Origin of the sequence: Vibrio nomapromontoriensis, from assembly GCF_050337205.1 — a bacterium.
In the GTDB taxonomy this organism is placed as follows: domain Bacteria; phylum Pseudomonadota; class Gammaproteobacteria; order Enterobacterales; family Vibrionaceae; genus Vibrio; species Vibrio nomapromontoriensis.
Window position 1 is genome coordinate 68,301 of sequence record NZ_JAKJSS010000007.1, and the last position, 12,303, is coordinate 80,603.

Annotated in this window: 8 protein-coding genes and 2 pseudogenes; 7 read left to right on the top strand and 3 right to left on the bottom strand. The window is 43.4% G+C overall.

What is annotated here, in order from left to right; all coding sequences use genetic code 11:
• Positions 1–68: 68 nt before the first annotated feature.
• The 3 genes from L4D05_RS04395 to L4D05_RS04405 all read right to left on the bottom strand — a co-directional run bounded on the left by L4D05_RS04395 (position 69) and on the right by L4D05_RS04405 (position 4,278).
• Positions 69–1,274, bottom strand: a complete 1,206-nt coding sequence (locus L4D05_RS04395; RefSeq protein ID WP_428793155.1) for an acetyl-CoA C-acetyltransferase — start codon at positions 1,272–1,274, stop codon at positions 69–71.
• A 12-nt stretch (positions 1,275–1,286) separates the two neighbouring features.
• Positions 1,287–2,027 (bottom strand): SDR family oxidoreductase, encoded by a 741-nt coding sequence (locus L4D05_RS04400; protein ID WP_428750754.1) that lies wholly within the window; start codon positions 2,025–2,027, stop codon positions 1,287–1,289.
• 607 nt (positions 2,028–2,634) lie between these two features.
• Positions 2,635–4,278 carry a methyl-accepting chemotaxis protein gene (locus L4D05_RS04405; RefSeq protein ID WP_428793156.1) on the bottom strand — a complete coding sequence of 548 codons (1,644 nt, stop codon included), beginning with the start codon at positions 4,276–4,278 and terminating at the stop codon, positions 2,635–2,637.
• Between the two features lie 913 nt (positions 4,279–5,191).
• Here L4D05_RS04405 and L4D05_RS04410 point away from each other — a divergent pair.
• From L4D05_RS04410 to purT, 7 genes and pseudogenes are all read left to right on the top strand, one after another.
• Positions 5,192–6,010 (top strand): annotated as a pseudogene (locus L4D05_RS04410) (sensor histidine kinase); the annotation flags it as partial.
• A 315-nt stretch (positions 6,011–6,325) separates the two neighbouring features.
• Positions 6,326–6,805 (top strand): annotated as a pseudogene (locus L4D05_RS04415) (response regulator); the annotation flags it as partial.
• Positions 6,806–7,187: 382 nt separating this feature from the next.
• On the top strand, positions 7,188–8,612 hold the full coding sequence (gene sbcB / locus L4D05_RS04420) for an exodeoxyribonuclease I (protein WP_428793157.1): 1,425 nt from the start codon (positions 7,188–7,190) through the stop codon (positions 8,610–8,612).
• Between the two features lie 140 nt (positions 8,613–8,752).
• Positions 8,753–9,118 carry a CidA/LrgA family protein gene (locus L4D05_RS04425; protein WP_265672908.1) on the top strand — a complete coding sequence of 122 codons (366 nt, stop codon included), beginning with the start codon at positions 8,753–8,755 and terminating at the stop codon, positions 9,116–9,118.
• Positions 9,118–9,801, top strand: coding sequence for a CidB/LrgB family autolysis modulator (locus L4D05_RS04430; RefSeq protein ID WP_265672909.1), 684 nt, complete (start codon positions 9,118–9,120; stop codon positions 9,799–9,801). Before L4D05_RS04425 ends, L4D05_RS04430 begins: the two co-directional genes overlap by 1 nt.
• Before the next feature lie 186 nt (positions 9,802–9,987).
• Positions 9,988–10,875, top strand: a complete 888-nt coding sequence (gene cdd / locus L4D05_RS04435) for a cytidine deaminase (RefSeq protein ID WP_428793158.1) — start codon at positions 9,988–9,990, stop codon at positions 10,873–10,875.
• 204 nt (positions 10,876–11,079) lie between these two features.
• Positions 11,080–12,255: a formate-dependent phosphoribosylglycinamide formyltransferase gene (gene purT, locus L4D05_RS04440; protein ID WP_428793159.1), complete on the top strand. Its 1,176-nt coding sequence runs from the start codon at positions 11,080–11,082 to the stop codon at positions 12,253–12,255.
• The last annotated feature ends 48 nt before the right edge of the window (positions 12,256–12,303 follow it).

Genomic DNA, 12,303 nt, shown 5'->3' on the forward strand with positions numbered 1-12,303 from the left:
GCTCTCCTAGAAATAACAGTTCAGTATTTAATTAATAATTTATAGCTGCATTACAATATATAAATTGATTAACAGCGTTTTAGAATAAGTGCCGTACCCATTCCACCACCCACACATAATGTCGCTGCACCATAAGTGTGATTTTCGCGCATCATTTCATGAATTAACGTCACCACAATTCGATTTCCCGATGCACCCAATGGATGTCCAAGTGCAATTGCACCACCATTAGGGTTGGATTTTTCTATAATCGACTCAGACGGCACTGAGCACTCCTCTGCCAGGCTTCTAATAACACCTAGAGCTTGTGCTGCAAACGCTTCGTTAAACTCAAATGTATCCACATCAGATAGCGAAAGTTCGGCTTTATTTAAAGCTTGCTTAACCGCTTCGACGGGTCCTAACCCCATAATTTTAGGGCTTAAGCCAGTTTGTGCCGTTGACACAATTTCACAAAGCGGGGTTAAACCTAATCGCTTAACGGCATCTTCAGAAGCAATCACGACAGCACTTGCTCCATCATTAATACCAGATGCATTCCCAGCCGTTACCGTCCCTTCCTTGTCAAATGCAGGCCTTAACTTAGTTAAGCCTGCCAACGTTGCATCAGATTTTGGATACTCATCTGTTGTAAACTGGGCGGGTTGGCGCCTAATTTTAATGTCAACAGGAACAATTTCATCATTGAAGCGCCCAGCTTCTATCGCGGCAACAGCCTTCATTTGGCTTTCTAATGCATACGCATCTTGATCCTCACGCGAAATATTGATTTCACGAGCGACGTTTTCTGCCGTTACCCCCATGTGGTAGCCATTGAATACATCTGTTAATCCGTCAGATACCAGTAAGTCTTTCGCTGACATATCGCCCATTTTATGCCCAGAGCGTACATTGGATGGTAGGGTAAATGGAATCTGCGACATTACCTCAACACCAGCAGCAACCACGACATCAGCTTCACTCGCCCTAATATGGGAGACTGAGTCCATGATTGACTTCATACCGCTGCCACAAACCATATTCAACGAATACGCAGGAACCTGCTCTGGAATATTCGCGTAGAGCGCAGCCTGTCGCCCAACCCCCATTCCTTGGTTTGCACTAATAACATTACCAACAATAACCTCATCAATGTCAGCTTCATTAACAGCACAAGATGCGAGCGCACCCTTTATGGCCTGAGCCGCTAACTGACCCGCTGAGCAATTTTTCAAACTGCCACCAAAACTACCAATCGGGGTTCGCTTCGCAGCGATGATATATACTTTTTTCATTGCCTACTCTCCTTAAGCCATGTATAAGCCGCCATTGACGGATAGCGTTTCACCCGTAATATACGCTGCGTCGTCGCTAGCTAAAAAGGCGACGGCCGCCGCTATTTCTTCAGGTTTAGCTAATCGCTTAAGAGGAATTGTGCTCTTGATCGAATCAAGCACATCTTCACGCATCGCTTCCACCATCGGTGTTCCAGTATAACCAGGCGCAATAACGTTGACGGTTACTCCTGAGCGAGCACCTTCTGCGGCTAATGCCTTGGTAAAACCAATCATGCCTGCTTTCGCGGCCGAATAGTTAGCTTGCCCAAACTGCCCTTTTTGACCGTTTACTGAGGAAATATTAATAACGCGTCCCCCTCCCTTTTCGCACATCGCCGCAAATAAGGGTTGCGTTACATTAAAGACACTATTTAAGTTGGTATTAATAACCTCGAACCATGCTTCTGCAGACATTTTTTTAAACTGTCCATCTCGAGTAATACCGGCATTATTAACAACTAAATCAAAAGTGCCTTCTTCTTCTTGAATTTCTTCAAGCTTTCTTTGGCACTCGTTCGTATTGGTCACATCAAGCTCAAATAAACGAACTTGCTCATCAGTAAAACCCTTTGATTCAAACCATTCTTTCGCACACTCATACTTACCTGTATAATAAGTCGCGATCAATCGATAATCGTTTTCCACAAGGCGAGAGGATATTGCTGAACCTATACCACCCTTTGACCCCGTAATTAACGCAAGTTTTTTCATTCCTTGACTCCATTCCTAACAACTAACTATTAACCAATCTCAAAATCTGTTCCACTCTATATTTAGAATGATGTTTATCTTTATTATTTAATTTACCTTGCAAATGTTACAACTTTTCTAAACAAATCGATGTTAATAAAAACTTAATATAGATACAGCAATTAAATTCAAACGATAGACAATTAGTAGCGAGTCATCACACATCAGTGTGAAATTGACAACTCACATATTTTCAATTTACCAAAGAAAAAATAGAAACCATAAGATGCTGATAAATATAGAAATTCAAATAGATGTTAGCGATGTGTTTCTTGCTTGTTAAAAGATATAAGCTAAATAACTGCACTCATAATGAACATATCAATTATTACACCTATTAGTTCTAACAATATAAGCGTGTGAATAATATAAGGATTACTATGTGCCATATTATTGGCATCACGAAAGGATGCAACCTGTTACATTTGCTCATTTGGTTGCACTGTTTTGGTGAGACTGGCTGGAAAGAAATACAACACTGATAAATACGATCAAAGTCACATAACCCGTAGGGGGTATGCGACTCTGTTTTAAACACTCATCATTCGATTATGAACCTAACAACTGATCAAACTTTAAATTGACCCACAGCTCTATCTAAGTTTTCACACCGTGATTCCAAAGTGATGCATGCATGCTCCGCTTGCTTAATGATATCTGACATTTTGTGGCTGTCGGAGGCTATTTTTTGAATGCTACCATTTAGCTCTTCACTGACTGCGGTTTGTTCAGTTGCAGCAGTCGCAATATGTGCATTCATTTCATTAATGATTGTAATTGAACTGGTAATTTCCGCTAAAGAGGTTGAAGCCGTCTGAACAAGACTGATCGTTTCATTGCTCGTTGAGCGGCTAGATTCCATTGCTTGCACCATTACCGATGCGCCTTGCTGCAAGCGCTCAATCATAGTTTGAATGTCGCCTGTACTTTCTTGGGTCTTACTGGCGAGAGAACGAACTTCATCAGCAACAACGGCAAAGCCTCGCCCTTGCTCACCTGCTCTCGCTGCCTCTATAGCCGCATTCAATGCCAATAAATTAGTTTGTTCAGCAATCCCTCGAATAACATCCAGCACAGACGCAATATTGGTGACATCACTCGTTAATCGGTGAACGCTTTCTTCGGACGTAATTAACTCTTGAGCCAAGCCTTCAATGGAAGATACGGTTAACCCGATGCCTTCATTCGCATGCCTTGCTTCGTCTGCGCTACGATCGGTTGCTTGTGCTGCCTCGTGTGCGTTTTGACTCACATTGTCGCTCGTGGCGCGCATTTCATTAATTGCAGTGGCGACCATTTCACTTTCTTGCTGTTGCGACTGTGAAGCTCGCGTAATCTGGCTGGCCAAGTTAATCAACACGTTCGTGTGCTCTCTTACCTCAGATGTGGACTCAACAACTTCAGAGACGGTGGTTTGGATGCGATCGACAAATTGATTAAACGATCCCGCTAAATGGCCAATTTCATCGGTCGATTCGACCTTTACGCGCTGTGTTAAATCACCATCACCAGAGGCAATTTCGGCCATTGATTTTTCGAGCACGATAACTGGTGCAACGATGAGCTTCGATACAAAAACCGCAACAACGAGAGCAATAAATATCGCAACGACAGTACCCACTTCTATTGCTAGTTCAGCTTCTGTTACCGCTTGTTCACTGTCAATTCGCGCTTGGTCTTGTAGACGCTCAATCTCGTCCAAAATCACCTTTAAGTTGCTTCTTATGTCGACAAATAGTCCAGTTATCGACTTTTCTCTGTCATTAAAACGCTGATAAGCATCACTAGGAGAGGCAAACAACGCTTCGTATTCACTCACAAATACCTTCGTATCAGCCAATAGCTGTTTTAAGTAAGGAGAAAAACGTCGGTCTAGTACACCTACGTCAATCAGTTCCTGAACCCGGCTCACTCGTGGCACGGCATTGTAAGCGTTATCTTCAAATTCAAAGCGCTGCTTCTCTACTTCTTCTTTGTTGTCTGTTGCAATTATAAACGCATATCCGGCCGTTGATACTTGGTAAAAATCGCGATAGGCATCTTCTAAAGCGTTCATTACCGGCTGAATTTCATTATTTAACTGATCATTAATAGCAGCCTGCTTACTAAACAACGACGCATTGTAAACTACCAATCCACCGAATATCGTCGCCATCAAAATTACCGGTACCATTACCTTAATTTTGAGGCTTAAATTGTTAAACCACATCATGTCACTCTCCAAAAAGGTCCCTTTTGTCTAAATGTGACATTTTTGTTACTCTCTATATTCACGACAACAAATGACACTCGTGGTACGACTTAAAGGACTTGGAACCATGCCTCAAGCTGAACCGTTTCATGCACGTAATATTCGAAAAACGTTGGTGGTGGGTGCCGCAACAATATTGGGCTTTTTGGCGCTATTTTTTTATACGGAATATAGTGTTGAGCGTTCAAAGAATCAGTTGATGTCACTTAAGAGTGATATTTTGACTGCGTCTAATGGCATGTTGTTAATGAGGCGACATGAAAAAGACTTTATCGCTCGAGTGGATAGTCAGTACATTGAAAAGATGCAAGACAGCTACGTAACGTTAACGGAGCAATTAAGCAAAGTTAATGAGCAAATTCAACGCTCTGGTATAGACACCGATTACTCTAACCAGCATGCCCTTAATTACATAGACAATTACGTTCAATCCTTTCTGTCGCTCGCTGACCTTGTTGTCGTTATTCATGGTAGTGACCACCAAAACGGACTCATCGATAACCTAAGGGATAGCTCACTTAGCTTGGGGCATGAGCTTATTAAGAGCAATGACCCCTCATTAGATCATATTGCCTTAACGACGCAAGACTTGATGTATCAGTTTTTTTCCGATTTTGACGTTAAGGTTTTACCACGCATCGATCGTACTTTGAATCAGATGGAAAGCGAAATTGCTGCTCAGCAACATTCTTTCGAATTATTTAATGCCTTTGCTAAATTCAAATTAGCTTTTTATACGCTGCAATCAGCGTATAAAGATTTTGGTTACACTCACAACGACGGACGCCACGGTGACTTACGCACCACGGTTCATCAGCTTGAAGCCAAACTCAATACGCTATTTGACATTTTACCTAACCAAATTACCAATAAAATGGCGACTTACGAAAACTACCGAACCTTGACCACGATCGCTTTGATTGCGGCCATCATTCTCACGTTGCTCTACGTCATTCGCCAAACATCATTACTAGAAAAGCAATTAATAGACGCAAGAGAACACGAAAGGCAAGCTAATCGTGCTAAAAGCGCTTTCTTAGCAAATATGTCTCATGAAATCAGAACCCCGCTGAATGGCATTTTGGGGATGACCGAAATCCTCACAGATTCAAAGCTTAACGCCATTCAAAAAGACTACCTCTCAACGATTAGTTCTTCGTCGCAAACTTTACTAATGCTTATCAATGACATTTTGGATCTTTCTAAGATTGAATCCGGGCATCTCGAGATCTGCCCCCATACCTGTGCAATTAAAGAAGTGTTGTTCGATACGGCTGCACTCATCGTGCCTAAAGCGCAACAAAAATCCATAGAGATTGCTATCGATATTGACCCCCAATTACCCAACTATATAAAAGCAGACGAACAAAAAGTAAGACAAGTGCTTATGAACCTCGCTTCAAATGCGATCAAGTTTACGGAAACGGGCACTATCACTTTTACCGCTAGAATGATGGAACAACAGAGTTCTACCGTGACGATCCATCTTGCAGTTCGAGATACTGGCGTTGGTATTGACCCAAAGAAACAAACACATATCTTTGAGGAGTTTAGACAGGAGGATTCATCAACCTCTCAACAATACGGCGGAACCGGACTTGGCTTAGCAATTTCATCAAAAATGATCACCATGATGGGCGGAAACATTCAATTGAGCTCAACCAAAGGGCAAGGCAGTGAATTTTCTTTTTCATTACAGTTTGAGCGAGACGACCAGCAACTTACCCAGCAATCACACATATCCGTACTGTACATTACCCATCACGCGAACTCGCTGTTTGTTGAAGAGCTGCGTCGATTTGGTTTCCAGTCTACCGTCGTTGCACCTAACGCTTTAGTGTCAGAAAGCGCCACCCCACGACGGGTCGTCATCCTTGATGATATTAAGGTCTACCGTCAACACGCAGCACAGTTAACGTCCCACCCTATCGTTTTTCTAAGAGATAACCAGCTAACCAACGCTCATGATGAACTCGATGTTGCTGCATTTATCACCTCGCCAGTATTTGGCATGAGACTGAGTCACACCATAAGATCAGCATTTGAACAAGAGCCAGCCCAAGTGCCTCAGGCAATCATCGAATCCCTACCATTATCAAACTCCAAGATCCTAATTGTTGAAGACAACAAGGTGAATCAACAAATAGTGTCCATCAATTTGAAAAAGCTCGGTATCGAGTTTGTCATCGCAAACAATGGACAAGAGGCCAGTACAATTTATCAACAGCAACATGAACGTATTGGGCTTATTCTAATGGATTGCATGATGCCCATTATGGACGGTTTTGACGCCACGGTTGCCATTCGCCAATACGAATCTTCTAAAAATTTAGCTCGTAAGCACATCATCGCCCTCACCGCTTCCGTTCTAGATGACGACATACAAAAGTGTTTTGATTGTGGTATGGATGATTACCTCCCTAAACCATTTAAACGAGATGTATTGCTTGAGAAACTAGACAAACAAGTAAATATCCGAGTGCAATAACACACGCTCCAAGGTGTCCGTATAAGTAAACCATTACCTGTCGTTACGTAAAACTTGTCGGACACCGGAGCCTCGAATCACAGCCTAAGCAACAGAAACCGAGCGATATTCATGCAAGATCAAGACTTTCCGCATTCCATCACTCATCTGAGCTGGATTAAACCGTGATCTCGTTTGCCATGAACTTAGCTCAGTGGTCTAATAGATGTTATCTCTGTACCAAACCACTTGATATTGCTGATGGTTGTGCCATTCCCTTTAAACCTGCATCTTCGCTTGCTTAAGGGCTATACCTAATAACTTACCATCACTTCAAGTAGAGTCAGTGTACTTCAGTAATAACCTCCATCAGCCACTCTCTGATAGGAACTAAGGAAAGACCATGTCACAGCAACACGAACCCAGCTATTTCTTTTTTGATTATGAAACTTGGGGAATTAGTCCAGCTAACGATCGTCCCTGTCAATTTGCTGGTGTTAGAACAGATATGGATTTCAATATCATTGGTGAGCCTCTTGTCATCTACTGCCAGCCACCCTCTGATTACTTGCCTTCCCCAGAAGCGGCACTGATCACAGGCATTACACCACAATTGTGCATGGAAAAAGGGCTAAGCGAACCTGAATTCATCAAAAAAATACACCATGAATTGGCGACACCAAACACCACTAACCTTGGTTATAACAGTATACGCTTTGATGACGAAGTAACGCGTTATACTTGCTATCGTAACTTTATCGACCCATACGCTTGGAGTTGGAAAAATGGCAACTCTCGTTGGGATTTATTGGACTTAATGCGAACCTGCCACGCGTTGCGTCCAGAGGGTATTGAATGGCCTGAAAATGAAGATGGCTTTACCAGTTTCAAACTGGAACATTTATCGGTAGCAAATGGCATTGAACATAGTAACGCTCATGACGCAATGGCTGACGTCATCGCCACGATAGAACTGGCAAAAAAAGTTAAGAACGCGCAACCCAAGCTGTTTGATTACTTTTACTCCATGCGTAATAAGCGCAAACTCAATGAACTCGTCGACATCGTAAACATGACGCCCCTTATGCATGTATCAGGTATGCTCGGAAGAGAATGTCAATATACCAGTTGGGTAGTGCCTATTGCTTGGCATCCGACTAACCAAAATGCGGTCATTGTTGCTGACCTTGCGAAAGACCCTCAACCTATTTTGGATTTATCGGTTGAAGAATTACATGCTCGACTCTACACCAAACGCGAAGACTTAGCGCCGAATGAGCTACCCGTGCCACTGAAGCTGATTCACTTAAATAAATGCCCAATTTTGGCTCCAGCCAAAACACTCACCGCTGAAAACGCTGAAATCATTGGAATAGACCGCCAGCAATGTCTTACCAATCTCTCACGTCTTAAGCAGAACCCTGAAATTCGTGAAAAACTTATCGGGCTATACAACATCGAACGTGAGTTTGATAACGACAACGATGTAGATACTCAACTCTATAGTGCGTTCTTCTCTCCATCTGATCGCGCGGCAATGGATATTATTCTAGAAACCGAACCGAATAATCTGGCGGCGCTAGACATCTCATTTAGTGATTCAAGAATTGAGCCGTTACTTTTCAGATATCGTGCTCGCCACTATCCTTGGACACTCGACGAACATGAACAATTGAAGTGGGCAAACCATTGTAGAGAACAATTTGAAAACCGAATTGAAGACTACATGCTTGGTCTTGAAAATCTGGTACTAGACAACGAATCTGACGAGCAAAAAATGACGGTATTGAAATCCGTCTACCGCTATGTTGAAAAGCTAGTCTCGTAGAACTTGCCCAACCGTCACATATGGAGGCTTTCATAGCGCATCCATACGTGAATTATCTATGACTGCACGTCATTCAATCACTAACTTTACTGATAACTAGTACTGACCTGTCACTAGTTCCAAACCGAAATGAGGGTGCCATGATCAAAACTGCGCTTCATTATATTTTGTCATTCACTGTGATTTTTGCTGCACTGTTCGCGGGAAACACCATTCAAACCCTGCTCAATGTGTCTATCCCAGGTAGCGTCTTTGGCATGTTATTACTATTTATACTGATGGCTGCCGGGGTTATTCCAGTCAAAGTCGTACAGCCTGGTGCCCATGCATTTATTCGCTATATGATTTTGCTTTTTGTGCCCGTCAGTGTCGGATTGATGAACCACTTCGACACCTTAATTAACAACGCATTGCCTATATTAGCCAGCGCAATTGGTGGCACGATGATCGTCCTCATTGGGCTCTCTGTCTTCCTTGACCGTTTTCTAAAGAAGGGGAATAAATAATGTGGATTTTTGCGACCATTATTGTGTTCTTTTTCGCTCGCTTTATCGCTCAGAAAGTAAAGAACCCATTGTTCAACCCGCTACTTATTAGCATCGTCATATTGATTCCGGTACTGCTTGCTTTCAACGTACCATTTGACACTTATTATCAAGACAACGAATGGATAAGCTTTCTTCTGCAACCCGCGGTTGTCGCCCTTGCCTATCCACTGTATGAACAAATACCTCAGATTCGAGCCAATTGGCGCATTATTCTTCTAGCCTGCAGCGTTGGTAGTATTGGGTCAATGTTCACCGCCTCGCTAATCGCAGTGTGGCTAGGTGCTGACATGACATTAGTCGCAAGCTTGTTGGGTAAATCTGTCACCACCCCAATCGCGATGGAAGTGTCCAGCCATTTAGGTGGAGAACCGGCTATTGCTGCTATCCTCGTCTTACTCGTTGGACTATTTGGTGCCATCTTAGCTTACCCACTCTATCAATTACTCGGTGTGACTCACCCTATTGCCAAAGGGTTAACAATGGGAACCGTCTCTCACGCATTAGGAACCGCAACTTGCGCAGAGAAAGATTCAAAAGATGCTGCATTCAGCTCTCTCGCTTTGGTTATTTGCGGTGTCATAACCTCAGTGCTCGCACCTTCATTTTTTGCATTTTCGCTTTGGCTAGGGCAATTAATGTGAAGCCAGCTCATCGACGAGATGTCCGTTGCTCAAATCGTAAACCTCAGTGCAACAATGGTGTGACATCACTCTAATTGTGAAATGTTAACCATCGTTACATCAAATAGAGTGATCTTCATCACTCTATTTTTTCACTAAGTTACATAGAATGAATAAAAACACATTAGCCAAATTAGAGGAACAAGCATGACGGATCGTTTCGATTCAGTGTTAGCCGAAGCACCAGAAGCTATTAGTCGATACCTAAAGCCTATCGTCACTCACGAAAATTTCGACGCTACATTAACTCCAGCACAGTTCGAGGCGTTATTATCTGTGTCTGGGCTCGCCGATAACGAATTACGCGTTGCATTGCTGCCTTTCGCAGCTGCGTACTCATACGCACCTATTTCCGACTTTTATGTTGGAGCTATCGTGAGAGGGTTATCAGGCAAACTCTATTTTGGTGCAAATATGGAGTTTCTTGGCGCGCAACTTGGCCAGACTGTTCATGCCGAACAGTCCGCAATCAGCCACGCATGGATGAAAGGCGAGACCGGCGTAAAAGACATTACCATTAACTTCAGTCCTTGCGGTCACTGTCGTCAGTTTATGAACGAGCTTACCACCGCTCAAGATCTTGTTATCCAATTGCCTGAACGTGACGCAAAGACATTACAAGAATACCTACCTGAATCGTTTGGCCCTAAAGATCTCGGGATCACTGAAGGATTGATGACACCAGTTAAACACAATAATTCTATTGATAACGTCAGCACCCTAATGGAAAAAGCGCTGGTTGCACTGAATCGTAGCCACGCCCCTTATACGAGTAACCTTAGCGGTGTCTCAGTTGAGCTGAACGGTGGCAGCACTTTTCAAGGTGCCTATGCTGAAAATGCAGCTTTCAACCCTAGTCTACCACCGCTACAAGTTGCACTTGGACAACTGTTGTTGGCAGGTAAATCAATCAATGACATTAAAACCGCTGCGTTAGTAGAGCTCGCCAACGGTAAAATTAGCCACCTTGCTGATACTCAAGCCACATTAGAGGCTATTAACCCTGATATTCAAATTGAGTACGCGACGATTTAAGTTTGTGTTTATCAATAAATATTCAGTAACCTAGTATTTGCTCCTCTATTGGTGTCCATGGCTTCAGCCGCGGACACCCCTACATCTCTACGAATAAACCCTCCTTACTTCCACCAATAAAAACACCAGCGCAAACGTTTGCTTTCCTTGTAAAATCCAGTATGATTCACCCAAATTTTCCTGAAGAATGTGCAAGGATTTTATATGTTTGGTACCGCAACTCGTGAAAGTGCTACCCGTGTGTTATTGCTAGGCTCCGGTGAGCTTGGTAAAGAAGTCGCCATCGAATGCCAACGTTTAGGCTTAGAAGTCATCGCTTGCGATCGATACCCAGATGCGCCAGCCATGCAGGTTGCTCACCGTAGCTACGTACTAGACATGCTTGATGGTGATGCACTAGAGGCTCTGATTCAGAAAGAACAACCAGACTACGTCGTACCCGAGATTGAAGCGATTGCGACAGATAAGCTCGTTGAGTTAGAAAAACAAGGCCTAAACGTCGTTCCAACCGCTAACGCGACTAAGCTGACAATGAATCGTGAGGGGATCCGTCGCCTTGCCGCGGAAGAGCTAGGTTTAAACACTTCGCCTTATCGCTTTGCAGATAACTACGACGATTTCGTCAGTGCCGTTGAATTTGTTGGCATACCATGTGTCGTAAAACCTGTAATGAGCTCATCGGGTAAAGGACAAAGTGTTATCAAAACTAAAGAAGATATTGATAACGCGTGGAAATACGCTCAAGAAGGCGGTCGTACGGGGGCTGGACGTGTCATTGTTGAGGGCTTTATAGATTTTGATTACGAAATCACACTACTGACTGTTCGAGCTGTCGATGGCGTGTACTTCTGCGCACCAATCGGACACCGCCAAGAAGATGGCGACTACAGAGAATCTTGGCAGCCTCAAGTCATGTCAGAAAATGCGAAGAAAGCCGCTGAATACAGTGCTGAGCAAGTCGTCAATGCATTAGGTGGCTATGGTCTATTTGGTGTCGAATTGTTCGTTAAGGGCGATAAAGTCATCTTTAACGAAGTGTCCCCTCGCCCACATGATACGGGTCTTGTTACACTCATTTCCCAAGAAATGTCTGAGTTTGCTCTTCACGTCCGTGCATTTACCGGTATGCCAATTAATGCTATCCCACAGTACGGACCGTCTGCATCCGCAGTTATCTTGGGGCAAGGCACTTCAGAGAACCTTCGTTTCACAGGCGTGAGTGAAGCCGTATCTGCACCGCAAACCCAAGTTCGCTTGTTTGGTAAACCAGATATCGATGGCCGTCGCCGCTTAGGTGTGAGCCTTACGCGTCGCAAGTCTATCGAATCGGCCATTGACGATGCTATCGATAGCGCAAAGCAAGTAAAAGTCATTTACTAAGCATAAAGGCTGTCGAGTTTCTCGACAGCCTTTAATTATTAAGCATTA